Source organism: Vibrio sp. HENC-03 (assembly GCF_000305755.2).
In the GTDB taxonomy this organism is placed as follows: Bacteria; Pseudomonadota; Gammaproteobacteria; order Enterobacterales; family Vibrionaceae; genus Vibrio; species Vibrio owensii.
Genome location: NZ_JH976127.1, coordinates 71,211 through 97,793, shown reverse-complemented (window position 1 = coordinate 97,793; position 26,583 = coordinate 71,211). Strand labels below are relative to the sequence as shown.

Here is a 26,583-nt window from a genome sequence, read left to right as displayed (position 1 = left end):
TTTCACCAAAAGATGAAAGTAAGTGCAAATTTTGGATTATTTGATTTGTTGAATCAGGTATTCACCCAGTTGTGAGTGATGCATGATTTTCGAAACCGGAAGAATAGTACCCGCTGGCCCCCATGCAAAAACGTTTACCGGAGTATGCGTGTGTGTACCTGTTCCCCAGACTGTGTTTTGTTTGGTTGCTTGCTCACGAGCTAACAAGTTGCCACGGTCGTTGTATGGGAAGAAGGCGTCAAAGTCATTGACCGCTGGGACATTCTCTTCACTCAAATACTTGTGGCTTGCGAGGCGGTAAGGGTTAGGTTTGCTTGCTAATACGCGCGCAGCTTGCTCTGGTGTGATGGAGAAGTCGCTGCTCGCGTTGACAATTTCAGCCAACTTTTCTGGCGTCTGTGCTGCTTCATCGAGTTTCTGGAATTCACTGATCATGCCGTAGTAGCTTTGCTTTTGATTGTAGAGGCCATCGAGAATATTAAACTGGCCAAAGTTGAAATTGGGTGCGTAATCGCGGTTCGCAAATGCTTCACCACTGCGCTTTTCTGGTTTTGGTAAATCTGCTGATGAGTAACTGAATCCAAAAGAGCCAGTTTCATGATCGGCAGTGACGATAACAAGAGTGTCTTCGCGACCTTTTGCCCATTCATAAACTGTATTTACCGCTTCATCAAACTTGATCAATTCATGCAGCATGGTCCCGGCGTCATTACTGTGACCTGCCCAGTCAATTTGACCGCCTTCCACCATCAAGAAGAAGCCATCTTTATCCTTTGAAAGGACATCGAGCGCTTTCTCTGTCATTTCTTTTAATGATGGTTGGGTACGTTTCGGATCGTTTTTGCTGTGGCTGTACGCAATACCATCATTCATGCCGGAATAAGCGAAGAGTCCCAGTACTTTTTCGCCCTTTGCTTGTTCAAGCATGTTGCGGTTAAACGCTAGGCTGTAACCTTGCTGCTGCGCTTCCGTCAGAAGGTTTCGCTCATCTTTACGTTTTGATTTTAGGTAGACGTCGCCTTGAGTCAGTTGCTCAAGTTGCTTGTAAGTGTCGCCTTTATCGTTGGTCGATTTAGGAATCCAATGACGAAGGCCGCCAGAAAGCATCACATCCACGCCGGTCTCTAGCATGTCTACAGCGATGCTGTTTTCCAACGAGCGGTGAGGTTGGTGAGAGGCAAAAGCGGCAGGTGTCGCGTGCGTCATGCGGGTATCTGAAACCAAGCCAGTTGCTTTCCCTTTTGCTTTCGCTTTTTCCAAAATCGTTTCAACGTGGTTGCCTTGGCTATCGATTCCAATCACTTCAGAAGCGGTCGGAATTCCGGTCGCAAGCATGGTTGCTGAACAAGCAGAATCCACAACGATGGCATCTTCTGGGTTTGTCAAAGAGGAGCCGATTACTCCTTCTTGTGCCAGTTTGTATAGTGCGGTGGTTTCGCCTTTGTAGATAGAGTTTGGTGCATGATTGGCGTAGGTCTCTAACAAGCCAACTTGTTGAGGGCCCATGCCATCGCCAATCATCAAGATGACGTTTTTGATTTCTGCAGAGAGCGCATTGAAAGAAAGTGTGGATGCCGCTACTGCGGTTACGATTGGGGTCACTAAGTGCTTCATTGTATATTCCTTATTTATAAAAGCGCTCGAATTAAAACAAGGATTTATTGCAGAAATGCTACCGTCATAAAAGGTTCATGTGGAAGTCACTTATACTCACTAAGTCTAGGGGCTGTTGCTCTTTCGTGGTTGAATTTTGTTCGGATGGGACGTCCAGTTATTCTTAACGCCTGCCTTGTATAAACGGCCCTCCAAACCGCTGCAAAAATCAGCTCGAAAGGTTTACACACTTTAAAATAAGAAAAGCCCACAGAAGTGGGCTTTGAGTTAAGTTTAGGAGTCGAAAGTCATGAGCTAAAGCTACACCGCGTAAGCAGGGCTTTGGGTCACGATGAGCAAACTCGATTGAAGAGGGCATGGAAGCCTTTTCAAAGCCAAGTTTGGCCAGTTTTGCTCTCACCATGTTGTCTGAATAGAGTGGCAACTCCTCTTGCCCTTCTAAAGACAAATGATGAACAGCAAACAGAACTCGCCTTACGCAGCAGCATAATCGAGATAATTCTGTGAAATTTGGGATTCGTCGGGCGCGAACTTATCGGCCGTACTTAATGGGAAAATGGAGAAATTGAGTTGAAGAAGGGCGAGCTTGAAAAGCCTTTTTCATAGTCCATCGTCCAATAATGAATCGTCGACCATTATGGACTGGAGCAAAAAACGCGTTCAAATGAGGATGGTTATCGTAACGAAAGAAACTCTTGTTTAACGCGGGTGAGGTTAAACAAGAGCCAGAATAATGCCGCCAACGGTCAGTGCAGCTGAAAGATATTGGCCTGCCGAGTAGGAGCCGTCTTCCTCTTCTTCGATAGTATCTGGATGGTCCATACCGAGAGCGCCATGAGCAAAAGATTCAACCTTATCGCCAACGGTTTTGTTTTCCGCTTCGACTTTTTTACTCTCATGGTCGATTTGCTGTAGAGCGGCAAGCAGCGCTTTTCCTTCAGAAGAAAGCGTCACTTTGTTTTGTTCAACCTTTAGTGGCGCTGCGTCGGTAGTTTGATCTGCCTTTTTTGCTTGCTCAACTTTGTTTTGTTGGGCGGCGTATGTATTAACTGAATTGCTTCCTACTGGATTCATCTGTTACCCCTTCGAACAACGACACTCCTTCATGAGTGCAGGTATACCCAAGTGACTTCAAGATGCAGGATTCAGAGCGTTGTCATTGATTCGAGGTCAAGGAAAACAACGCAGCGTAATAGCTCGCTCTTTCCAAGTTGTTTGACGCAGAAATTGGGTCAATGACGCGCTCCCGAAGGGCGAGTTGACTTGGCTTGTATACTTTGTTGTCGATTCTTGATTTGGCCCCACCAAACCTTTAAATCGCCGCCGCGTCTACAAACCAAGTCATTCTCGCTGAACCTAGCATCTCGAGGTTACTTGGGTATAAAAACCAGTTATATCTATATCGACGGCAAACGTTATTTCTTGAATCAATCAGAACGAAAATAGGTCTGTTTTTGCCGCTTCCTGTCACTATTCGGAAACTAAAGCAAAAAGCAGACCTATTTATCTAAAGGCGTAGTCGGATTTTTCTGATTACTTACATTGAAGATCGCTATTGCGCTTAGCAAGGTGCTTGTACGCGGCCATGCGGTTTGCGTCTTGTACGTAACGTACCGGTGGCGCAAGGACTTCAAGTTGGTAATCCGAACCGTCTGAGGTGATATCAGCAGTAGGGGTAATGACGACAACGTTTAAGTCTGGGTTGCGATTCAAGATAGAAGCCGCTGTCCCTAAACCGCCTTCAGTATGGAATTTACCCGCGACGTGAACGACTTGAGTACCCGGGTGCTTATCTAGGTATTTGACGATGGATTCTGCCATGGTCTCATCCCATGTTACCTGAGCTGCGTATTGCTTTTCAGTCTGCTCCGGCTTGCCGTGGTGCATGGATGCCATGAACTTTTCTTTGTATGGGCTGTTTGCTGTGTTGACTTCGTCCGCAACAAAACTGCGCTCATCGCTGCCGAGCTTATTTAAGTAATCGATGCCTTGGCGACCAATGCAACGCACAATATTTTTCGGTGCATTTGCGGCAATCACGGGAATATCAGCTTGCTTGGCAAACTCAACCAGTGGGCGGTAATCGCTTTCGTAGTTTGGCCAAGCATTACTTTGCTTCATAAAGTATTGCTCACCAATTTCGCCGTTTAGGTATGAATCTAAGATTGCTTGCTTGTCGCGTGTGACCTGCTCCATTGAAAGCGCAAGAGGGCGACTAGCAGAAGACAACTGCTTTAGCATGTCGGTTTGAAAACGGTGGATACCAGCGTGTGTGTGCCATTCACCAATCAAAATTACGTCGGCTTGTTGTAGGGCTGGAGTTAGCTGGTTGACTGAGATGGCTTCACCGGAAGGGGCGTGAAGCTGGTAGTCGTAGAAACTGGTTACGTCGTCAGTTGCGGCGTTGGGAGCGGTCGGTGCATTTGAAGCACAACCAGTAAGCAAGCCTGCAAAAATCAGACTTAGTGTAGAAAAGCGCATTAAAAAGCCTCCAAAAATGTCCGAATGATATTAATGGAGGCTGATCAATGAATCAATGGTAATGAGAATAATTAGCGTTACATTTTATACTTCGTTCTCAGATTGATTCGATTTCTTACGGTAAACGCGCAACATAAAGTCAGCCTCACATTGGAAAAGTGTAGATGACTTTAGCTCTTCGCGAAGCTCGTCGCTGGCTTTCCATGCGAATGGTGTCATTTGCAGTAGGTCGAATGCGACGCCGTCTTTTAAGTCCATGGTGTAGTTGAGCTTTTGTTGATGCTCAAGTTCGAACCCTTCAATGTTCTCTGGTTCTTCGTTGTGCAAGCGTATCTCTTGGTAGATACGTTCACGGAACTGGTACAAGTGACGGCCTGCTGGCGTGACTGTGATAACGACACCGTTGTCTTTAATCACACGTTGTAGCTCTTCTGCTTTACACGGAGCGTAGATACGTAAAATTGCATCTAGAGATTGCTCTGCAAACGGCAAGCGATGGCTTGATGCCACGCTGAAATCGCAATTTGGGTAGCGCTTAGACGCGAAGCGAATGGCGACTTTAGAAATATCCAGACCATACACCGTCGCTTCTTCATTTTGTGAATGCAGAGACTGCTGAACTTGGTCTGTGTAGTAGCCTTCGCCGCAACCAATATCCAACAATTGATGGCTTGTGCCTTCGGTGTATTTGGCACATAGGCTTGCGACTTCTTGGCGCATCGGATCGTAATGATTCCCTTCTAAAAAGCGACGACGTGCTTGCATCATCTCTTTGTTATCACCTGGATCTTTTGAGCGTTTGTGGTGCGCTGGCATCAAGTTGACGTAGCCTTCTTTTGCTAAATCAAACTGATGGTTGTTTTCACACTTAAACGTCTTTGCTGTTAGCTCAAGAGGTTGGTGACATAGAGGGCATTGATAGTTCATGACGATCTCTGGACAGGAAGTAGGGCGGCAAATTCTATCAAAAAGGGATGCGGCAAGCGAAACAAAAAAGAGCCGAATTATCGGCTCTTTCATCGGTTTTATTGGAGGGTTAGTGGAAGAAATCCACTTGCTGTTTCAAGTTTTGCGCTTGCTGCTGTAGCTCGGTTGCGCTTTGCGATGTTTTAGCGCTGGTATCGCGGCTTTCGCGGTTCAATTCGCTAATAGAATGAGCATTGGCGGCAATCTCTTGAGAAACTTGTGCTTGTTCTTCTGAGGTTGCAGCAATAGCATCGGCTTGAGACGCAATCGACTGAACTTGTCCTGCAATGGCTTCTAGCGCGGTGCCTGCTTCTTGTGCTTTATCCAATACCTTATTCGCGTTTTGCTGGCTTTCCGTCATCATGCTTACGGCATTGCTGGTGGAGCCTTTTAGTTTCTCGATGATCTCTACGACATCTTTCACGGAGGTCTGAGTACGATGAGCAAGGGTTCGCACTTCGTCAGCCACTACGGCAAAGCCACGGCCTTGTTCACCTGCACGTGCCGCCTCAATAGCTGCGTTAAGCGCAAGTAGGTTGGTTTGCTCTGCGATCTCATCAATCATTTTCGTCACGGTTTGGATGCTTTCGCTGTCACGGTTCACTTGCTCGATGGCTGCCGCAGATTGATCCAGTTGATCATTTAACTGCGCAACATCAATACAAACGCCTTCAACGACTTCTAGACCAGATTGGCTGTCAGTGTTTGCAGAGCGAACATTTTCGGCAATTTGCTCGACTTGTTGAGCGACAGATTGAGCAGATGAAGCCATCTCTTCAATTGCAGTTACCACTTGCTCTACCTGCTCTTGCTGAAGATCCGATTGCATCAGGTTACGGTTTGCATCATCCACAACGCTGGTCGAGTTACTTTCAACTTGGTCGCTAGTCGAGCGAATTTGACCAACCAACTCGTTCAACTGTCCCGCCATATTGGCAACGCCGTTGTTCAAGTTAATGATTTCGTTTTTCGATGCTTTACCTGACGCAGGAATATCAATACTCACTTCGCCTTTTGCCAAACGGTTCATGTAGCCATTCAAAACGGTGAGTGGATTTAGCGTTCGGTTGAGTACAAGCGTAAGCACCACAAAAGTTGCCGCTGCCACAATGAGAGAAATCGTCGCAATCAGTTGAAGCAAAGCTTGGCTGCCTTTGGTGACTTCATTGATGAAAGTGCCACCCAAGAGTTTCCAGTTCCAACCCGGTACTTGAGTGTAAACCAGGTACTTTTCACCCACGGTACCTTGGTACTCAAATGGGTAGCGAATTAAGCCACTTTCTTGTTCGAAAAGTTGGTAGAAAGGCTTGTTGCCGTTGTAGTCAGACACTTCTTGAATCGGTGGATCGCTCTCTTCGTGTTTTGGGTGAAGAAGGTAATGACCTTGGTTGTCTTTTTCGTTATCCAGAATGATGGTGTAACCAGTGTCACCCCATTTTACGCTTTGTAGCGAGCTGAATAGATCTTGGGTCGCGCGCTCAACAGGTAGACCAATGAATGAGATACCGTTGACCTTACCATTCGCGTCTTTTAAAGGTGCGTAGTAGGTGATGTAGCGCTCACCATAAAGTTTGATTTGCGCATAGTAAGGTTGGCCGTTTTTAAGCTTTTGGTAACCCGGGTGGTTAAGCCCCAATGTAGTGCCAAGTGCTCTTTTACCTTGAGGATCTTTTAGTGAAGTAGCGACGCGAATGAAGTCGTTGCCCATTGGAGCAAACAGGGTCGCAACAGCGCCAGTGTCACGAGTGAAGCTGTCAACTAACTTAGTGTCACCAATCAAGCTTTCGCTGTATTGGGTGATATTTGGTACTTGGTGACCTTGAAAGTCGACGTTGTAACTCTCGACATAGACACCCGCCAAATAACCATTACGGAAGGTTGATTCCAAAACTTCTGCCGTGTGCAGATAAGCATTGAACTGGCCTGCAATGGTTTTTGCCATCGATTCCACTTTAGATTGATGTTCTTTCAGCGTGTTTTCTAAAAGTACGTTTGAAGCGTTTTGATAAACAAGCGCAGCAATGCTTGAAAATGCAATAAGCAGACACAGTGTGATGACCAGTTTGAGCTGGAAACCGACACTTTGATTCCGATATTTGTCTAGCATGTAGTGTCTTTCCTGATTATTGATAGATGTTATAAATGTTGTATCGGCATGCTAGCGATTTATATGACGAGTTTTTTTGATATTTATTAAGTTAATTGTCAAAAAATAAGAGCAACCAATAGCTTAGATAATAAATGACCGCTGACTGGGTGATTTTATTGCAGAAATGGAATGACCAAACAAGGTTGAGTAAGTTGAGCCACCAATGAATTGGATGCTAGTGGGCGAAAGTTTCATTTGTTTGGTTGAAGCGATAGTAAGGAGCAGCGACTAAAAGAAAGCTCATACCTTCGGCTTTGGTCACGTTTATCCTTGTTTTTTATAGGTATTGTTGGGGCTTTCCAAGCGTTTAATAGAAGCTGATATGACAAAGAAAATCATCCTAGACACAGATCCTGGCATCGATGATGCAATGGCCATTCTTTTTGCTGAAGCCCATCCTGATATCGACCTTATGGCCATTACAACCGTTTATGGTAATGCAACGATAGATAACGCGACGCAAAACGCCCTTTACCTAAAACAGAAGTTTGGTATGAAAGCGTTGGTTGCGAAAGGTGCGGATAAGCCTTTAATAAAAGCGCCGGTTGGAGCAACAGTTGTCGTACATGGGGAAGCTGGCTTTGGTGATGTGAAAGCGCCGAACGCACTGGATGTAAGTGCCATTGATACGCCTGCCTATCAGTTCATCATCGACAGCGTTAGAGCAGAACCGGGAGAAATCACCTTGGTGGCCGTGGGCCCTTTAACTAACCTTGCGCTCGCTTTGGAAGCAGACCCAGAAATCGTTAACTTGGTTAAGGAAGTGGTTGTAATGGGCGGCGCTTTTGGTGAGAACGATCATCGAGGCAATGTTACGCCATTTGCGGAAGCAAACATTCATGACGACCCTCATGCCGCCGATAAGGTATTCACGGCTTCGTGGCCAGTCGTCATCATCGGTTTGGATGTTACGGAAGAGAGCTTCTTTACGGGGCAATACCTAGACCAACTGCGAGAGGATGCGGGAGAAGTAGGGCAGTTCATTTGGGATGTGAGCCGCTACTATTTGAAGTTTTACTCCGAGAAGGTTGGAATGGATGGTTGCCATGTCCATGATCCTTCTGCGATTGCGTATGTCATTGATCCTGAGTTGTTTACTCTGCGCAGTGGTGCCGTTCGAGTGGTGATTGATGGACCTGCCGAAGGGATGACAATTCAGAAAACGGATCAACGTAAATACATGCACGATGAGTGGAGTACTTTCTCCGCGCAAAACGTTGGGGTCGGTGTGAAAAGCGATACACTGCTTTCACTTTATCGAGAATCGATTATTCGTTATTCAAAGCGATAACGGAGTGGGGTTATCTGTAATAGTCGATGACTTGCACAGATATTCTCTCGTTGTGTGATTTTACGGGAAGAGTAAAAACATTCGACGTCGGATATTGATTTTGATTGTCGTAGGTCAGCCCTTCAATCTTCTTGAACGGTTTATTTTCGGCATAGAACATCTCAATGCTTATTGCCGTTTTCTGGTTCGCGGAAACTTGGAAGCGGCAGATTCCGGTGGGGCAATAGACTTGATATCGTGTTGGAGACAATTGCTTGTATTCGGCGACGTTCTTTTCGGCTTGTAACGAGACCTCAGTGTTGGCACAGCCAAACAATAAGCCCATAAGAAGCGATATTGAATAAATGCGGTATTTCATCGTTACACCATTATCTCGACTCGTTTTGGTTGGCCTTAGTATGGCATGAGTGATTCTTGTGTTGTGCTTTGGAAATGTAAAAAAGGCCGGGTGAACCGGCCTTTAAACTGGATTATTGCGCTGAAATCACAGTGATAAGTTCATGTGTCTCACCTGGCTTTAACGTCTTGCCTTGCTCGATACTTGGCGCATGCACTGTCGATTCAACACACATCATGGTTTCATAGCCGTTGTCTGCCATGTCACCCATGCTTTGTGCGCCTTGTGCCCAAGGGTTCCACAACACTGCTGAGTTATGGCCTTGGTTTTCAACGCTCAACGTGCGATCTAACACTGGGTCTTTCACCAAGATTTGCGCTTCTGGCTGAGTGTAAACACGGTCGATGGTATCAGTTAGTTGAAGGACATCACCGCCTTGGCAGATTTCACCTTCTTTTAAGCTGTCAATGTACTCAGGTCCCATACCTGTTGTTTGTGCTTGTTTGATATCACCAACGTTTAGATATGTGTGTAGTGCACCTGAGAATGTCCACTCTGCATCATCAATGTTGGTGACTTTCAATGTCACCTTTAGCTCGTCGCTGATTTCAACAACAAGACGAGCATCAAACATATGTGGCCAGATGTCGTGAGTTTCTTCGGTTGGGAAGAGAGCAAGTTCAACGATCACGCCGTTGTCGTTCTCACGATGTTCAACCAATTCCCATTCTGCTGTGCGCGCAAAACCATGAGCTGGCGCTGCGATGCGGCCAAACCAAGGCCAACAAACAGGAATACCACCACGAAGTGCCGCTTTGCCATCAAAGATTGCTTTTTCGCTCATCCAGATTAGGTCTTCTTGGCCTGCTGGTGTGAACGACACGACATGACCACCGTGTAGTGCGATACCTGCCGTTGCTTTCTCATGAATAACGCGAACGACTTTAACCTGATCAACTTCGACGATAGTGACGTTATCAGATAGCACTGTTAGAGCTGGGAGAGTTTTTAAATCCATGTGTTGCTTCCTATCGCTGGGAGGGAGAGCTTTTTTGACACGCTTCGCACATTGAGTGCAACGTCGAGTCTTCATTCTCTCAAATTCCAGATACAAAAAAGGCGACTCTAGAGCCGCCTTTTATTCAAATCTTATGTTTCAAACACAAGCTTCGCTAATTGCTTTTCAGCTAAGTAATAATTACTTAGAGATGTGAGCGATTAGGTCTAGAACTTTGTTTGAGTAACCGATTTCGTTGTCGTACCAAGATACAACTTTAACGAAGTTATCAGTTAGAGCGATACCAGCTTTAGCATCGAATACTGAAGTTTGAACTTCACCGATGAAGTCTTGAGAAACAACTTGGTCTTCAGTGTAGCCTAGAACGCCTTTTAGTTCGCCTTCAGAAGCTTCTTTCATTGCTGCACAGATAGCTTCGTAAGATGCGCCTTCTTTTAGGTTAACTGTTAGGTCAACTACAGAAACGTTAGCTGTTGGTACGCGGAAAGCCATACCAGTTAGTTTGCCGTTTAGTTCAGGAAGAACAACGCCTACAGCTTTAGCAGCACCAGTTGATGATGGGATGATGTTTTGAGAAGCACCACGACCACCGCGCCAGTCTTTAGCAGAAGGACCGTCTACAGTTTTTTGAGTTGCTGTAGTAGCGTGAACTGTAGTCATAAGACCAGATTCGATACCGAACTTGTCGTTAAGAACTTTAGCGATAGGCGCTAGACAGTTAGTAGTACAAGAAGCGTTAGAAACGATGTCTTGACCAGCGTAAGTAGCGTGGTTAACGCCCATTACGAACATTGGAGTAGCGTCTTTTGAAGGACCAGTTAGAACAACTTTCTTCGCACCAGCAGTGATGTGCTTACGTGCAGTCTCGTCAGTTAGGAAAAGACCAGTTGCTTCAGCTACTACGTCAACGTCGATAGCATCCCATTTTAGGTCTTCTGGGTTGCGCTCTGCAGTTACACGTACAGTTTTACCGTTAACGATTAGGTTACCGCCTTCAACTTCAACAGTACCGTTGAAACGGCCGTGAGTTGAGTCGTACTTAAGCATGTATGCCATGTAATCTACGTCGATAAGGTCGTTAATACCTACAACTTCGATGTCGTTGCGCTCTTGCGCTGCACGGAATACGAAACGACCGATACGGCCAAAACCGTTAATACCTACTTTGATAGTCATTATAGTTGCTCCACAACTTAATTTCTGATTAAAGATAACTGGTAGTAAAATTACAAAATCCAGTAAACATCTGCAACAGATAATCGGACTTAACTTGTTTAAAGTCAAAAAAAAGCGACGCTTTTTTTAACAATTCTTCGCAAATGCTCGTTTTTTAAACTTTTAACTGGTTATTCTACATTCCAGTTGGCGTAATATAACTTTCGAGATAAGAACTCGTATCAAATTAATTACACATGGTGTCCTGGTGAGAAAGTATGTGCTACAACTGTTACGAGAAGCAAGTTTTTTGCTAAAAAAGTCATTGCCAAAAATAAGAAATAAGGAACAGAAATTGGTAGAACAAAGCGGAAGAAAAGTAACGAAGTCCGATGAACAGTGGCGCGAGCAGCTCTCTGAGGAAGAGTTTCGCGTCTGTCGCGAGCAAGGCACAGAGCCTCCGTTCTCCGGTAAACTGCTTCATAATAAAGAGACAGGTGTGTATGCCTGTACCTGTTGCAACACCCCTCTATTTATCTCCGATAACAAGTATGACTCTGGCTGTGGTTGGCCGAGTTTCGATGCCCCGATTAACGACTTTGCGGTGCGTTATCTTAAGGATTTGAGTCACGGAATGGTCCGAACTGAGATTCGATGTGCCACTTGTGACAGCCATTTAGGTCACGTTTTTGAAGATGGACCGCAAACAACGGGTGAGCGTTTTTGTGTCAACTCGGTGTCGTTAATTTTCAACAAATCCGATCAATAACGCCAGTTTTGATTGAAAGAATGTTTCATCCTTTCAATTAATAAAATACTGAACCGTTACTGTAGAAATAAAAAACTCCCGACATGAACGGGAGTTTTTTATTTTATAAATCGCTAGGAATCATCCTTGGTGAATAATTCCCTTTATCTATTGCCTTAGATATAGATTTAGCCAAATCATCTAATTGCTCATATTTCTCTGGATCGGCAAAGTTAAACATGCGCTGCAATTGTTGCTCCTCAGCAAGCGGGACATCGTAGCGCTTTGCAACCATGGCCCATAAGTAAGCCTGCTCTTTCTTACCTAGACCTTGGTTAATGCTGGCCAATGACTTCAAAATTTCTGGTTTTAAGTTGTCTTCGTTCGACATTGATAGCGAATTATGAAGTAATGTTAATGTCTTTTGCGGATCGCGGTTGGTATAGAAGGTAGCGAGTGCGTACTGCATTTCTGCGGTATTGAGCTCTGGTTTGCCTTCCATTTGTAAAAACTGACGACGTGCTTGGTCGTCACCGGTTTGAGACCACAAGAAGTAAAGTGTTGCTGGGTCATTAGAGCCTTTTAAGTTATTGACGATACGATCCAGCTCATCAATGCTGTGCACCAAGGCATCAAATCTTTTACGTTTTAGCGCGCTTTGATCAATCGGAGTGATCTGTGACGCGAGTTCTAAACATTTGCGATACTCAGCAACTAACCCGTATTCGATGACTTGATTGGCTTCTGATGGATCTTTGAGTAGCTCAAAGCGATGCCAGACCAAATTGGTGCGAGGTATGCGACATTGACCATCGTCCATATTTAAGTTTTCACAACGAAGCTGTGGATTCTTTTGGCACAATTCTTCAGTGGTGACGTTGCCTTCGAAGCAACCTGTTAATGTCAGGCTGGCAAGGCCTGCGAGTAACCAGTATGTTCGTTTCATGGTTTTGCTTGTGATCCGTTACACCAATTCATTTTCGAGCTCTTGACTCTGCTTTCTATACCGTTATGTTCTGTAAATAGAATGTAATAAGAAGGTACATTATGGACGCAGAACAATTATTAAATGCGATAACTCCAGAAGTCTATGAGCGATTGGTTTACGCAGTAGAGACAGGAAGATGGCCTGAGGGTACACCACTTTCCCAAGAGCAGCGAGACTCATGTATGCAAGCTGTGATGTTGTATCAATCAAAACATAACACCGAGGCGCAGCACATGACTGTAGCCGCTGGTGGTGAAATCAGCTTTAAATCTAAACAAGAATTGAAGAAACAATTCAGTGGAGAAGAGCAAGACATCGTTCGAGTGAACCCAAACTTGAACTAAACAGGACGCCTCTTTCGAAGCAAAAAGCCCAATTTTGTAAATTGGGCTTTTTCGTATTCGGATGTTGAAGAGAACCGTTTACAGGCTCATTTCGCCACGCAACACTTCTTGCATCTTTTGCTTAATTTCTTCGTAAGACAAATCTTGGCTTAGAAGGTAGTGAAGTTTTGCTAGTGCCGCTTCTGGTGTCATATCAAAACCGCTGATTACGCCAGAATCAGCCAGAGCACAGCCTGTCGCGTAACCACCCATGTTAACTTTGCCAGCCAAACACTGAGTTAGGTTCACGACGATAACGCCACGCTCAGATGCTTCTTTTAAATGACCAAGTAATTCTGGATTTTGAGGGGCATTACCCACACCAAACGTCAGTAGAATCATTGCGTTAACTGGCTGACGAAGTGTATTACGAATAACTTCGTGCGAAATGCCCGGATACATGGTGATCACACCGATAGGTTGAGGTGTGATGTTATGTACTTTGAAATCACCTTCTGGTTGCTCACCAACAGCAATGTTGTTGCTGATTTGGATGTTGATACCCGCTTCCAATAGTGGTGGAAGGTTTGGTGAAGTAAAGGCATTAAAACCATCTGCATGAGACTTAGTGCTGCGGTTACCGCGCATCAACTGATTGTTGAAGAACAACGTCACTTCGTTGATAGGGTAGTTTGCTGCAATATGCAGTGCATTCAGTAGGTTTGCTTGGCCGTCTGAGCGCAGTTCTGCTAGAGGAATTTGTGAGCCTGTTACGATTACTGGCTTACCTAGGTTTTCCAACATGAAAGACAAAGCAGAAGCTGTGTATGCCATGGTGTCAGTACCATGCAGAATCACAAAGCCATCGTATTTCTCGTAGTTATCACGGATGTCATCTGCGATTTGCTGCCAGTCTGCCGGTGTCATATCAGATGAGTCGATCAGAGGCTCGTACTCATGAATGGTGTATTCCGGCATTTCTGGGCGGTGGAACTCGGGCATACTGGCTAGTTGTTTTTCCATAAAGCCAGCCACAGGCACGTAGCCGTGATCCGATTTTTGCATACCGATGGTGCCACCGGTGTAAGCGATGTAGATGTGTTTTCTAGTCATCGTTCTACTTTATTTCATGTAGGGGGAACAGTGGCGGGGATTATAGCGAAATGACATCTAATAAAAAGGGGCATCTCGCACAGAGATGCCCCTTTTTGGCTAAGCTGGGAAAGCTATTGCACTTCGCAGTTTAAACAGAAGGCGTACTGACCTTTTGGATCGTTGAAGCTTTGCATCATGCTAGCGTCTTGTTCAAACTGTTGCGCGACTGGCTGAAGGCTCTTTGGAAGAAAGCTTGTTGCATCGATGCCTAAAGAGACTTTCACCTGATTCATGAATTCTTGAATGAATTGCTCAGTCGGTGAGAGAGGCTCTTCAACCCAGTAGATTTCGTAGTTTTCAACTTCAGCAAGTTTTGCAGCAAGTTTCACGGCATCATCGAAGTCACCCATTTGGTCGACTAAACCGAACGACAGTGCATCTTGGCCTGTCCAAACCCGACCTTGTGCCACTTTATCGACTTCGTCTAATGACATATCTCGGTTTGAACCAACCAGAGAAATAAAGCGTTTGTAGCCGTGCTCAATACCCAATTGGAACGCCTCAGAAGCGCCAGTAGAGAGGCCCGTCGTGATGCCGTCACCAGAGAATGGAGATGTGCCAACACCGTCAGTGCTGATGCCAAGTTTGTTGAAACCTTTCTCGAAAGTCGTGATTACGCTGAAGATACCAATTGAACCTGTCAGAGTCGTTGGTTGAGCAACGATCTTATCTGCACTCATAGAGATCCAGTAACCACCAGATGCTGCAAGACTCGACATTGAAACCACGACAGGTTTACCTGCTTCTTTCAGTGCTTCTACTTCATTGCGAATGACTTCAGAGGCAAACGCGCTACCACCAGGGCTATCAACACGAAGTACAACCGCTTTCACTTTGTCGTCATTGCGCGCTTGACGAAGTAGGCTTGCTACCGTGTCGCCGCCCACAGTGCCGCGTGGTTGTTGCCCATCCATGATTGTGCCGCTTGCGACGACTACTGCAATGTCGTTCTCTGACGGTGCGAGATTAGGACGCATGGTCGCTAGGTAGTCGTAGTAACCAATCGCGTTGTAGCTGTCTTTACCATCGCTACCAAACTCTTTCGCAAATAGCTTACGTACGTCTTGGCGAGTAGCCAGTTCGTCGACTAGGCCCATTTTTACTGCCAGTTGTGCTAGGTCACCATCTACCGATTTCATCTCTGCAAGCAATTCATCCATAGTCGGATTGAGTACTTTGGCGTCGATTTTGCGGTTGGTTGCGACGTCATCAACGAACGCACTCCAAAGTTGAGTGATCCAGCGCGTTGCTGACTCTTTTGCTGCATCCGACATGTCGTCACGAATGAATGGCTCAATTGCTGATTTGTAAGTACCCACTCGGAATACGTGAGTCGATACGTCTAACTTCTCTAACAAGGTTTTGTAGTACATAGAGTAAGAGCTGTAGCCCTTAATCAATACGCCGCCGTCTGGTGCTAGGAAGACTTTATCTGCGTAACTTGCAAGGTAGTACTGGCTTTGGTTGTAGAAATCACCGACCGCGTATACTGGCTTGCCGGAGGTTTTGAACTCATTCAGTGCTTTTGCGATGTAACGAAGTTTCGTCAGGTTAGTTTCTGGCATATCGCGAAGAGCTAATACCAACCCCGACACTTTCGGGTCATCTTTCGCATAACGAATAGTATCTACGATGTCGAACAGTACGTTCTCTTTCGGGATTTCGTTACCCAGAATTGAGCCAGCTACCGAATCCATAGGATTGACATAACGTCGCTGTTCTACGATAGGACCAGATAGGTTCATCACAAGTGCCGATTCTTTATCGACGGTAGGCTGACCTTCACCAGTGTATGTAAAGGCAAAGTAGAAGACGGCAATCATCACTAAGAAGATCAGATTCATCAGCGCGAGTCTGACAAAGGTGATGGCTTTCCATATCCCCTTGAATATCAGACCAATAAATTTGAAGAGTTTTTTCATCTTGTCTCCATAACGAGATAGTCATTCCCTAATCTTACAAAGTATGGGTTCTTATCTCTAAGATCTCAAAAGATAACAATTTTTTTAGCTTATCACGGCAATTCAACAATTGGCATACTTTAACGTGAGATTGACTTGTGTTGCAAAAATGTAAACGCTTGTTTGATTTTTTGGTTTTTGCGGCGTACTGTGGTCAGACCACAACAATAAAAATGGATGTTTAGTGATGTCTGCCATGTACCCAAATTTGTTAAAGCCATTGGACTTAGGTTTTACACAGCTACGAAACCGCGTCCTGATGGGATCAATGCACACTGGTCTAGAAGAGCACAAAGAAGGACTACAAAAGCTTGCGGCGTTTTATGAAGAACGTGCCAAAGGCGGTGTAGGTCTAATCGTGACGGGCGGTTTCTCTCCAAACCTACGTGGCCGATTACATCCTTTGAGTGCAGAATTCAGTAAGCCAAAACATGCCAAAGCACATAAGGTTGTGACTGAAGCGGTGCACAAACACGGCGGCAAAATAGCCCTACAAATTCTACATGCAGGACGCTACGCGATGCACCCATTCGCGCAGAGTGCGTCTGGTATGAAAGCGCCTATCGCTAAATTTGCACCAAGCGAGATGAGCGAGCGTCAAATCAAAAAGACCATCGAAGCGTTCGCTAATAGTGCCGAGCTGGCTCAGCTAGCGGGCTATGATGGTGTCGAGCTGATGGGCTCTGAAGGTTATTTGATTAACCAATTCTTATGTAAACGTACCAACATGCGTTACGACGACTGGGGTGGCAGTTATAAAAAACGTATGCGCTTCCCGGTTGAAATCGTTAAAGCGGTGCGTAAAGCGGTCGGTGAAAAATTCATTATCATCTTCCGTCTTTCCATGCTCGATCTGGTCGAGCAGGGCAGTACGTTTGAAGATGTGATTGAACTGGCAAAAGCGCTGGAAGAGTCTGGTGTTACCATTATCAACACTGGTATCGGCTGGCACGAAGCGCGCATTCCAACTATTGCAACTCAGGTTCCTCGTGGCGCATTCACTTGGGTGACAGAAAAAGTCAAACCTCACGTCTCAGTGCCAATCATTACTTGTAACCGTATCAATACCCCAGATGAAGCCGAGCGAATTCTTTCTTCAGGCCATGCCGATATGGTTTCGATGGCGCGCCCATTCCTTGCTGACCCTTACTTTGTTGCCAAAGCAGAGCAGGAAAAATCTCAACTAATCAACACGTGTATTGGCTGTAACCAAGCTTGTTTGGACAATGTGTTCAAAGGCAAAAGAGCGAGTTGTTTAGTTAATCCGCTAGCGTGTTACGAGACGGAAATTGTTGTTGAAGAAGCATTCAAGAAGAAGAACATTGCGGTAGTAGGTGCCGGTCCTGCTGGTTTGGCTTGTGCGACGACGTTGGCAGAACGTGGGCACAAAGTGGATCTGTTTGAGAAAAACGATCGCATTGGCGGCCAGTTCCGTTTAGCGATGCAGATCCCGGGCAAAGAAGAGTTCCGCGAAACCATCCGTTACTTTGCGAACCGCATTGAAGAGACGGGTGTGAATCTTCACCTAGAGACAGAAGCCAATTACGACTTGCTTACCGAATACGATGAAGTCGTCATGGCATCGGGTGTTGAACCTCGCAAGGTGAAAATTGATGGTATTGATAACCCAGAGAAAGTGATCGACTACCAAACACTGATTCGAGATAAAACGCCTGTTGGTGAGAAAGTTGCGATTGTTGGGGCTGGTGGTATTGGTGTTGATGTGGCGACCATGATAACCGAACCAGTAGGTCAAACATTAGATGATTGGCTGCATGAGTGGGGCATTGATAAAGAGATGTCTCAACCGGGCGGTTTGTATCCTTACCCTGATGCAGTTAGCGATAAAGAAGTATGGGTGCTTCAACGTCGTAAAGGGCGAGTTGGTAAAGGGCCGGGCAAAACCACAGGTTGGATTCATAAACGTACGCTAGAGAAACGTGGTGTTCACCTTTACGGTGGGGTGTCGTACGACAAGATTGACGATAGGGGCTTACACATTCATGTAAATGGCAAAGAAGAGCTGCTAGAGGCGGATAAAGTGGTGATTTGTGCAGGGCAAGAATCGGTTCGTCCGTTTGAGGACAAGTGGCATGAGCTGGGAGAGAAGCTACACATTATTGGTGGCGCAGATCATGCCGGTGAACTTGATGCGGTGAGAGCAATCCGCCAAGGCGTCAAACTTGCTGTGAAACTCTAAAACGTAACCTCAAAATAGTTTTTTCATTCGTTCTTAACCTTTTATCGCTGCGCCAAGTGCGCAGCTTTTTTTGTTCTAAATCCCTATAAAACAGGTTGTTATTCGAAAGTTTGGATTATGCTAAAGTGAGCTGCGTAAAAATAATAATTCAATCAAATAAGGACTTGCTCATGGAAGCTCTCGATCTTTTGCTCAACCGTCGTTCTATTGCCAAGTTGTCTGAGCCTGCGCCAGAAGGTAAAGCGTTGGAGAACATTATTCGTGCAGGTCTGCGCGCGCCTGATCATGCGGGTTTAACCCCTTGGCGTTTTGTGATTGCTCAAGGCGATGGCTTGAAGAAACTGTCGGATATTCTTGTTAAAGCTGCTGAAGCGGAAAACAGTGAAGAAGCGGTCGTTGAAAAAGTAAAAAATGCCCCGTTTCGTGCGCCAATGGTCATCACGGTGATTGCGAAGGTGACAGAACATGAGAAAGTCCCTGCATTCGAACAATACTTGTCAGCAGGCTGTGCGGCACAAGCGATGCAAATGGCAGCGGTAGCACAAGGGTTCCAAGGTTTCTGGCGCTCGGGTAAGTGGATGTTCCACCCAGAAGTGCATCAAGCTTTTGGCCTTGAAGGCGAAGATCAAATCGTAGGATTCTTATATCTTGGCACACCAGGTTGCACCCCAATGAAAGTGCCAGAGCGTGACCTGTCTCAGTTTGTTGAGTTTCAGTAAGCTAGAAAGTGAGGCTATAACTGTTCATCTGTACAGTTTTCCTTGATTTGTTAGGGCTACATTAGATAATGTGGCCCTAATTATTATGATTTCCAAAACCTTATGTCTCGTCTGTTTATTGCTGAAAAACCAAGTCTAGGTCGCGCGATTGCGGCTGCACTACCAAACCCTCAAAAGAAAGATCAAGGCTTTATCCGTTGTGGTAATGGTGATGTCGTGACTTGGTGTATTGGTCACTTGTTAGAGCAAGTTGAGCCCGATGCCTACGATGAACGCTATAAAAAATGGAATATAGCTGACTTGCCGATTATTCCTCAGCAATGGCAGTTAAGACCGAGAAAAAGTGCCAGTAAACAGCTCACGGTAATACGTAAACTCCTTAAAGATGCTACAGAAGTTATCCATGCAGGCGACCCGGATCGAGAGGGGCAATTGTTGGTGGATGAGGTGTTGGACTACTGCAAGCTCTCCAAAACCAAGAAAGAAGCGACACAACGACTTCTCATTTCAGACTTGAACTTACCCGCGGTTAAGCGTGCATTAAGCTCGATGCGTAGTAATCGCGATTTCATTCCTCTTTCTGTTTCAGCTTTGGCGCGTTCTCGCGCTGATTGGCTTTACGGAATGAACATGTCTCGCGCTTATACTTTGCTGGGCCAAAAAGCAGGCTACCAAGGCGTATTATCGGTCGGGCGAGTTCAAACCCCTGTACTTGGTTTGGTGGTGCGCCGCGACGAAGAAATCGAAAACTTTGTACCCAAAGACTATTTCACTCTGCATGCATTGATCCCTTATCAAGATCAAAATGGTTCGTTTGATATTCGCGCTCGTTGGAAACCAAGCGAGGCATGTAAGCCTTGGCAAGATGAGGAAGGTCGTGTTCTTAACCGAAAGCTCGTCGAGAACGTAGCAAATCGCATTGCTAACCAGCCTGCGAAAGTCACGGAATCCGAGCAAAAGCAAACTAAGCAGTCTGCGCCACTTCCTTATTCATTATCAGCCTTGCAGATTGATGCTGCTAAACGCTATGGCATGAGTGCCCAACAGGTTTTGGATACTTGTCAGGCGTTGTATGAGAAGCACAAACTGATCACGTACCCACGTTCTGATTGTCGTTACTTACCGATGGAGCATTATTCGCAAGCGGGTTCTGTCACTTCCGCTATTGCTAACAATGCCAAAGAGCTACAAAGCGCGGTGCAAGGTGCAGACTTATCGATTAAGTCTAAAGCGTGGAACGACAAAAAAGTGGATGCTCACCATGCAATCATTCCAACGCCAAAACAAGCGAATGTGAATGCATTATCAGGTAATGAGATGAAGGTGTATCAGCTCATTGCACGTCAATATTTAATGCAATTCTATCCAGCTGCAGTTTACGCGGAAGCGAAGCTCGTCTTTGATATTGCTGGTGGTACGTTTATCGCTAAAGGTCGCCAACTTGTTTCTCCGGGCTGGAAAGCGTTGATGGGGAAAACGGACAAAGAAGACGATGGTATCGATGCTGTGCCGCCACTTGCAGAGGGCACCGTGCTGACTTGCCGTGAGGGTGAAATCAAAGATCGTAAAACAGAGCCGCCAAAGCATTTTACTGAGGCAACACTGCTTCAAGCCATGACGGGCATCGCTCGTTATGTGGCAGATAAGGAACTAAAGAAGATATTACGCGAAACCGATGGCCTGGGCACTGAAGCGACGAGGGCTGGAATTCTTGATACCTTGTTCAAACGCCAATTGTTGACTCGTCAGGGGAAATCGATTTTGAGCTCACCAGCAGGACGTGGCTTGATCCACGCTTTGCCAATGGACTCGACGTACCCGGATATGACTGCGCATTGGGAACACCAATTACAAGGAATGGCAGAAAGAAACCAAGCATATCAACCTTTCATGCAAGCGTTAGAACAACGTATAGACGGGCTGATGGGGGAGGTAAAGTCAGGTCCGATTCCGGAATCTCTGCGTCATCTTCCTAAAGTAGAGCGACCAGCATTCAAGCGTAAGAAGCGCAGTTACAACAAAGCTGGCGCATCAAAAACAACGACCACCAAACGTAAACCCTCTAAATAACTCATGTTTACTTCCAATCAAGCGGCACCATCCAGTGCCGCTTTCTTATATTAAGGTCATGGCTAGTCGAACAAGTTATCGTTCTTGTCGATTGCGCCTCTGACGTCATCTTGAGTTAGCACTCGTTTACCTAAATCCTGTTTTACTTGTCGTCCTAAGTCGATCAGCGTATCGCGATTCGCTTGAGTTTGACGTTTACCTGCACTTCTTAAGCAGTAATTGAGCTCATGATCTTCACTGAAATTCACCAGATCTTTATCTGCTGCCATGGTTACTCTCCTTAGTGGGGTTAATACCTCACTAAGTCTGGATAGGAAACGGTGAAATTCAAGTTAAGTAATGAGATTGGAGAAGTGGAGAATGGGCGACGAAAATACGAACCTTTCGTCGCCTAACGTTAACTTATTGATAGTTGACTATTACCAAGGAAGTTCGGTGCCATCATAGTTAATAAACTGCCCCGAGTTTTCTTGCGTGCTTTGCTCAATCACCTTTGCTAAACCATCAGCTGACGTTTGGGGGTCAATAAGCGCATTTGGCCCACCCATTTCAGTACGTACCCAGCCCGGATGAAGTGCCAAAACAGTGAATCCCTCATCGGTTAGGTCATTACTCAAACTTTTTACAACAGAGTTGAGCGCTGCTTTGGACGAGCGATAGATGTAACCACCACCAGAGGTGTTTTCCGTCATGCTGCCGACTTTAGAGGAGATACACGCAATTTTTTTCGCTTTGCCTTGTTGTAGCAGCGGATAAAAGCTTTCCACTAACTTCAATGGAGCGATGGTATTTATCTCGAAAACTTGTCGCCACTCTTTGATGTCGGTGTCACCAAAACCATAGCCTTTAGGCCCGTAGTAACCAGCATTGTTGATCAGCAAATCGATTGCTGGAAGTTCGCTTGCTAGATGGGCGACTCGTTGGTAATCCGTGACGTCCAATTCATGTAGCACCAAGGTGTTATAACGCGATGCTAATGCGTGTAGTTCTTTACTGTCTGTTAGGTTACGGCTTGTCGCGTGAACTTGAGCGCCTTGTTGCAAATAGAGCTCGGTTAAACTCAAGCCGATACCGCGATTCGCACCAGTAATAAAGACTGTCTGACTCATGAGTACACCTATCTGTCTGATTCAATAAGGTTAAGTGGAAACAGAACCATTGTGTTAGCTAAGGGCGATAAAATCAACTAACCACCATGCACCTAATATCATCGACATGAACAGAGATATCGCGCAGAAAGAACCAAAGAAAGCGCCGAGTATCGTATATAAGGTTTTATTCATAATAGGTAGAAATTTAATTGATATTGAAAATCATTATCAATTAAATTTCTTTTTAATCAACTCTGGGAGTTGGTACTATTTCACAACGTTTTATGAAAAGAATGTCTCATGCTGCCACTGATTTACCACCCTGTTTACTCGCAACTCGATCTACCAAATGGTCACCGTTATCCGATCATGAAATATCGCTACCTTTATCAAGCAGTGATGGAGAAGCTCGCGAGTGAAGATTGGGGAGGACAAATTGAAGTCTTCCAACCAAGCCTTCTAAGTACGGATGATATTAAACGCGTGCATGATGGGGAGTATGTCGACTTGTTGGTGACGGGCACTATGCCTGCAGCCAAAATGCGTCGAATTGGGTTTCCTTGGAGTGAGGCGTTGATAACGCGGACACTGACATCCACCGCCGGAACGGTACTGACCGCAGAAAAGGCATTAGAACATGGCGTCGCGATTCACCTAAGCGGTGGCTATCATCATGCGCACAAAAATTTTGGCAGTGGTTTTTGTCTGTTCAACGATTTGGCGATTGCTGCTAAGCACATGCTTGATCATGAACACGTCGATAAAGTGATGATCATCGATAGTGATGTCCACCATGGCGATGGCACAGCGACGATTTGTGAAAGTGAACCCGACATTGTCACCTTGTCTTTCCACTGCGATAAAAACTTCCCGGCGAGAAAGCCAGACTCTGACCTTGATGTCCCTTTGAGTCGCGATACCAATGATGAAACGTATTTAATGGCGTTTAAAGAGGTCGTCGAGATGGCGATTAACTTGCATCGTCCAGACATGGTGATTTACGACGCTGGTGTGGATATTCATGTCGACGACGAACTGGGGTACTTCAACGTGTCGACGGAGGGTATATTTGAGCGAGACCGTTTCTTAATGCAGTTGATGAAAGAAAGAGGTATTCCTGTTGCGGCTGTCGTTGGTGGTGGTTATCGAAGTGAACACGCGGATTTGGTGCCTATTCATATGCAGCTGTTGAATGCTGCCGAATTCGTTTTTAAAGACTGAATCTAGAATGTTGAAAATCGAGGTAATGGACTCAGTTCTCGAATGAACATTTAGGGCTGGGAATCCTTTCCCAATTTTATTTTCCTAGCCTTTGACGTTGTCTAAAACAACAAATGGATGGATTTAGCTAATGCAGAAAGAAGATGCTCCTGCCTTATGCCGAGGCGAATATTAGGGGGCTTCGCGGTATTTAGATAGTTATAAACACCTTACAATTCGCCTGATAAAAAATGTAATCAGCAACTAACCTTTTGATTGGTAAGGTGACGTCTCAAGTTTTTGAGTTTTTTAGTGATAATGAGCTATTGTCGATTAAATTCACTGAGTGGGTGGTTTCTATCACTTTAGATGCTTTCATTTGCGCGGAAATGACCATTAAATTATTTTTTCGGTGAATTTGAATTCATAATTAATATGTATTTTATAAATAATTGATGTTTAGTTTGCTTATGGCAGTCAAGTTTATCAATTTATGAATGAGATAGGATAACGCCTTTAAATTCATAAAATTAAATAAACTATTCGGACTGTATATGAACCATCAACGCATTTCCAATACCATCTCTTTTAAAGGGCGAGGGGGGGAGTTTTTTGGCATCTGGATTGTCAATGTTCTACTTTCTATCGTTACGCTTGGAATTTACTCTGCTTGGGCCAAAGTAAGAACAAAGCGCTACTTCTACGGTAACACGTACATCGACGGTGATAACTTTGAGTATCATGCCGAGCCAATGCAAATCTTAAAGGGGCGTTTAGTCGCGCTGGCGATTGTATTGGTATGGGGTATCGCAAACTCATTCGTTCCCCAACTGGCGCTTGTGCTCTTACTTCTGTTTTATGTCGCCCTGCCATGGTTGTTATGGAGCAACGCACGATTTGATTCTGCAATGACGAGTTACCGCAATGTTCACTTCTCTTTTAATTCGTCACTAAAAGATGCATACGTCACCATACTTGGCCGAGGCTTTGGTGCTGCGCTGGCAGTCATGGTTTTCATTGGTATCTGTGTGGCGGTTGCAAGCGTTTCACAAGCTGCGTCGGTTATTTTAGGGCTTTGCTCAGTCGTCGTTATGGCTGCACTTTATGGTTGGGTTGTGGTTGGCGTTCAACGCTACTTTGTTAATGGCTACCGTTATGGTGATTGGCAGTTTAGTGGCGAACTTGAAACCAGTTTCTTTGTAAAAACCTATCTGAAAGCCGTGGCAATCGGCCTTAGCACAGCTGTCGCGATTGCGATTGTAGCGGTCATTGTGATGGTTGGGAGTTCAGGGCTAATGGAAGCAGCAACGGGCGACTTGGCTTCACTGAATGAATCTAGCCCTGTCATTACAATGGTTGTCATGTACCTTGGTATGATTGGCTTAACCATCGGCTTGACGGCATACACAGCAACAAGAACTCGTAACTACTTGTTCTCCCAAATGAAGCTAGAAAAAGAAGGGCAAGAAGAAAACAACTTTACGTTTAAGTCTACCTATACAGTTGATGGCTACATGTGGCTGATTATCTCAAACTTCCTATTACAAGTTGTGACTTTGAGTATTGCTAGACCATGGGTAATGGTTCGTACTTCTCGCTATGTTGCTGATAAGACGGTCGTCATCGGAGACATGAGCCAACTGAAAGCTGCAGACCAAGATTCAAAAGTGAAATCAGCGATTTCTGATGAAGTTGCACAAGCCTTCGATCTCGGTGTTGGAATCGGTTAATGCAGTTTGAAGGAATCGCGTTTCCACCCAAAAGCTCTGAGCGACATCAAGCCAAATTGGATGTCGCTCAAGCTAACTCGCTGAGTTTGGTTGTTGCTGACAATATTTTTAGCTGTGATCAGCAACATGCGGACATTACTGCTCCAGTAGGCAATTTACCCGTCAGATTTAAGCTGCCCAATGGTTGGGTTTTCGTTACCGAGCGTACTGAAGAAGTGTCTCGGTGGTTGGAGGCAAATAAAAGGTCGAGCTTTGTTGATAAAATTGAATCGAACTGGCTTGCTTGGGTCGTGTCTGCGATGGCATGTATTGCCGTTGTGCTCGGGGGATATTATTACGCGTTACCTTGGGTGAGCGACAAAGTCGCATACGCGATTCCTGACAGTGTTTCAGTTGTACTTGGCGAAAAGGTGCTTCAAAGCTTGGATTCCCGTTGGGAACCGAGCGAGCTGAGTAAAGCCGAACAAGAAGCCATTCGAAGCAGGGTAGAGCAGCACTTAGCGCAGTTAGAGGCGTTGCCTTATCAAGTAGAGATTGTTTTCCGATCCTCTGAGCTAGGAGCGAATGCGTTTGCCTTACCTGGTGGAAAGGTTGTGCTGCTCGATGAATTAGTGGCGTTGTCTAAAAACCAGCAACAACTGGACAGTATTATTCTTCACGAGCTTGGTCACATTCATCATCGCCATATGCTAAAGAGGTTGGTGTATTCGAGTGTCCTTTCTGTTGGTGTCGCCCTGTTAACAGGTGAAAGCTCTGGCATCGTGGACAATCTTGCCGGTGCAAGTGTGTTTGTGTTGTCCAGTGGTTACTCCAGAGAAGCCGAAATACAAGCCGATGCATTCGCAAGAGAGGCGATGCTCAAGGTTTATGGCGACACAAAGCCGATGGCTGAAATGTTTGAGTTGTTCCGTAACCAAGGTTATGACGAGTTGCCTGAGTGGTTGAGTACTCATCCAGACCTCGAGAAAAGGATTGAGGCAGCGAAAGGAAACTAACTCTGTCATTCAAACACTTAATGATGAAAGCTCACTAAATATTAGTGGGCTTTTTTCTTGCGTAATGGAAAGTGCCTAGAGGATTTGACGGACTTTTTCTGAACTTGGCTGAGTGTGGGGACGCCTAGTTCGGGGTTGCGCTCAATTAGGGATTTAGAAATCCCGAAATTTTCTAAGCGCTAAAACGACGAAAGCCCGTTGATTTCTCAACGAGCTTTCTAAATGTGGCGTGAGTGCTGGGCTTGCATTCAAGGAGGGATTTGTCTAAATCCCTCTTTAAGCCTTCAGATACGAAAAAGCCCACTAATTACTTAGCGGGCTTTTTCTAAATGTGGCGGAGAGATAGGGATTTGAACCCTAGATACGCTATTAACGTATGCCGGTTTTCAAGA

The 26,583-nt window shown here is 45.4% G+C and carries 22 protein-coding genes; 9 read left to right on the top strand and 13 right to left on the bottom strand.

The window, feature by feature from the left end:
- Positions 1-36: 36 nt before the first annotated feature.
- From VCHENC03_RS05480 to VCHENC03_RS05500, 5 genes are all read right to left on the bottom strand, one after another.
- A complete protein-coding gene (locus VCHENC03_RS05480; RefSeq protein WP_009707320.1) occupies positions 37-1,614 on the bottom strand; it encodes an alkaline phosphatase in 1,578 nt (525 codons plus the stop codon).
- Positions 1,615-2,328: 714 nt separating this feature from the next.
- The gene (locus tag VCHENC03_RS05485) at positions 2,329-2,688 is read right to left on the bottom strand and encodes a hypothetical protein (RefSeq protein WP_005439760.1); all 360 of its coding nucleotides are present in this window, start codon (positions 2,686-2,688) and stop codon (positions 2,329-2,331) included.
- 459 nt (positions 2,689-3,147) lie between these two features.
- A complete protein-coding gene (locus VCHENC03_RS05490; protein ID WP_009707319.1) occupies positions 3,148-4,095 on the bottom strand; it encodes a ChaN family lipoprotein in 948 nt (315 codons plus the stop codon).
- Positions 4,096-4,179: 84 nt separating this feature from the next.
- Positions 4,180-5,022: a 23S rRNA (guanine(745)-N(1))-methyltransferase gene (gene rlmA / locus VCHENC03_RS05495; RefSeq protein WP_009707318.1), complete on the bottom strand. Its 843-nt coding sequence runs from the start codon at positions 5,020-5,022 to the stop codon at positions 4,180-4,182.
- A 109-nt stretch (positions 5,023-5,131) separates the two neighbouring features.
- Positions 5,132-7,168, bottom strand: a complete 2,037-nt coding sequence (locus tag VCHENC03_RS05500) for a methyl-accepting chemotaxis protein (protein ID WP_009707317.1) — start codon at positions 7,166-7,168, stop codon at positions 5,132-5,134.
- Positions 7,169-7,532: 364 nt separating this feature from the next.
- On the opposite strand from VCHENC03_RS05500, the gene VCHENC03_RS05505 reads away from it, so the two are divergent.
- Positions 7,533-8,501: a nucleoside hydrolase gene (locus VCHENC03_RS05505; protein WP_009707316.1), complete on the top strand. Its 969-nt coding sequence runs from the start codon at positions 7,533-7,535 to the stop codon at positions 8,499-8,501.
- 10 nt (positions 8,502-8,511) lie between these two features.
- Here the strand turns inward: VCHENC03_RS05505 and VCHENC03_RS0126165 are convergent, their stop codons facing one another.
- The 3 genes from VCHENC03_RS0126165 to gap form a co-directional block, all read right to left on the bottom strand.
- Positions 8,512-8,859: a hypothetical protein gene (locus VCHENC03_RS0126165; RefSeq protein WP_032802981.1), complete on the bottom strand. Its 348-nt coding sequence runs from the start codon at positions 8,857-8,859 to the stop codon at positions 8,512-8,514.
- 112 nt (positions 8,860-8,971) lie between these two features.
- A complete protein-coding gene (locus VCHENC03_RS05510) occupies positions 8,972-9,856 on the bottom strand; it encodes a D-hexose-6-phosphate mutarotase (protein ID WP_009707315.1) in 885 nt (294 codons plus the stop codon).
- A 180-nt stretch (positions 9,857-10,036) separates the two neighbouring features.
- The gene (gene gap, locus VCHENC03_RS05515; protein WP_009707314.1) at positions 10,037-11,032 is read right to left on the bottom strand and encodes a type I glyceraldehyde-3-phosphate dehydrogenase; all 996 of its coding nucleotides are present in this window, start codon (positions 11,030-11,032) and stop codon (positions 10,037-10,039) included.
- A gap of 334 nt (positions 11,033-11,366) precedes the next feature.
- Between gap and msrB the strand changes: the two genes are divergently transcribed.
- Positions 11,367-11,780, top strand: coding sequence for a peptide-methionine (R)-S-oxide reductase MsrB (gene msrB / locus VCHENC03_RS05520; RefSeq protein ID WP_009707313.1), 414 nt, complete (start codon positions 11,367-11,369; stop codon positions 11,778-11,780).
- Positions 11,781-11,883: 103 nt separating this feature from the next.
- Here the strand turns inward: msrB and VCHENC03_RS05525 are convergent, their stop codons facing one another.
- Entirely contained in the window at positions 11,884-12,705 is an 822-nt protein-coding gene (locus VCHENC03_RS05525; protein WP_009707312.1) for a DUF2989 domain-containing protein, read from the bottom strand.
- Between the two features lie 101 nt (positions 12,706-12,806).
- Here VCHENC03_RS05525 and VCHENC03_RS05530 point away from each other — a divergent pair, with 101 nt between their 5' ends.
- On the top strand, positions 12,807-13,091 hold the full coding sequence (locus VCHENC03_RS05530) for a YeaC family protein (RefSeq protein ID WP_009707311.1): 285 nt from the start codon (positions 12,807-12,809) through the stop codon (positions 13,089-13,091).
- 78 nt (positions 13,092-13,169) lie between these two features.
- On the opposite strand, the gene ansA is transcribed toward VCHENC03_RS05530, so the two are convergent.
- Positions 13,170-14,183 carry an asparaginase gene (ansA, locus tag VCHENC03_RS05535; RefSeq protein WP_009707310.1) on the bottom strand — a complete coding sequence of 338 codons (1,014 nt, stop codon included), beginning with the start codon at positions 14,181-14,183 and terminating at the stop codon, positions 13,170-13,172.
- A 113-nt stretch (positions 14,184-14,296) separates the two neighbouring features.
- Positions 14,297-16,147 carry a signal peptide peptidase SppA gene (gene sppA / locus VCHENC03_RS05540; RefSeq protein WP_009707309.1) on the bottom strand — a complete coding sequence of 617 codons (1,851 nt, stop codon included), beginning with the start codon at positions 16,145-16,147 and terminating at the stop codon, positions 14,297-14,299.
- Positions 16,148-16,373: 226 nt separating this feature from the next.
- Here sppA and VCHENC03_RS05545 point away from each other — a divergent pair, with 226 nt between their 5' ends.
- From VCHENC03_RS05545 to VCHENC03_RS05555, 3 genes are all read left to right on the top strand, one after another.
- Entirely contained in the window at positions 16,374-18,386 is a 2,013-nt protein-coding gene (locus VCHENC03_RS05545) for an NADPH-dependent 2,4-dienoyl-CoA reductase (RefSeq protein ID WP_009707308.1), read from the top strand.
- Between the two features lie 170 nt (positions 18,387-18,556).
- Complete coding sequence (locus VCHENC03_RS05550; protein WP_009707307.1) at positions 18,557-19,105, top strand: NAD(P)H nitroreductase; 549 nt, start codon at positions 18,557-18,559, stop codon at positions 19,103-19,105.
- 102 nt (positions 19,106-19,207) lie between these two features.
- The gene (locus VCHENC03_RS05555; protein WP_009707306.1) at positions 19,208-21,175 is read left to right on the top strand and encodes a DNA topoisomerase III; all 1,968 of its coding nucleotides are present in this window, start codon (positions 19,208-19,210) and stop codon (positions 21,173-21,175) included.
- Between the two features lie 62 nt (positions 21,176-21,237).
- Here VCHENC03_RS05555 and VCHENC03_RS05560 read toward each other — a convergent pair whose 3' ends face one another.
- Both VCHENC03_RS05560 and VCHENC03_RS05565 read right to left on the bottom strand, forming a co-directional pair.
- Positions 21,238-21,444 (bottom strand): hypothetical protein, encoded by a 207-nt coding sequence (locus tag VCHENC03_RS05560; protein WP_009707305.1) that lies wholly within the window; start codon positions 21,442-21,444, stop codon positions 21,238-21,240.
- A 150-nt stretch (positions 21,445-21,594) separates the two neighbouring features.
- Complete coding sequence (locus VCHENC03_RS05565) at positions 21,595-22,284, bottom strand: SDR family oxidoreductase (RefSeq protein WP_009707304.1); 690 nt, start codon at positions 22,282-22,284, stop codon at positions 21,595-21,597.
- A 282-nt stretch (positions 22,285-22,566) separates the two neighbouring features.
- On the opposite strand from VCHENC03_RS05565, the gene VCHENC03_RS05570 reads away from it, so the two are divergent.
- The 3 genes from VCHENC03_RS05570 (at position 22,567) to VCHENC03_RS05580 (ending at position 26,191) form a co-directional block, all read left to right on the top strand.
- Positions 22,567-23,487: a histone deacetylase family protein gene (locus VCHENC03_RS05570; protein WP_009707302.1), complete on the top strand. Its 921-nt coding sequence runs from the start codon at positions 22,567-22,569 to the stop codon at positions 23,485-23,487.
- A gap of 533 nt (positions 23,488-24,020) precedes the next feature.
- Positions 24,021-25,196 carry a YjgN family protein gene (locus VCHENC03_RS05575; RefSeq protein ID WP_009707301.1) on the top strand — a complete coding sequence of 392 codons (1,176 nt, stop codon included), beginning with the start codon at positions 24,021-24,023 and terminating at the stop codon, positions 25,194-25,196.
- Complete coding sequence (locus tag VCHENC03_RS05580) at positions 25,196-26,191, top strand: M48 family metallopeptidase (protein ID WP_009707300.1); 996 nt, start codon at positions 25,196-25,198, stop codon at positions 26,189-26,191. The genes VCHENC03_RS05575 and VCHENC03_RS05580 overlap by 1 nt, the downstream gene beginning before the upstream one ends.
- Positions 26,192-26,583 lie beyond the last annotated feature (392 nt).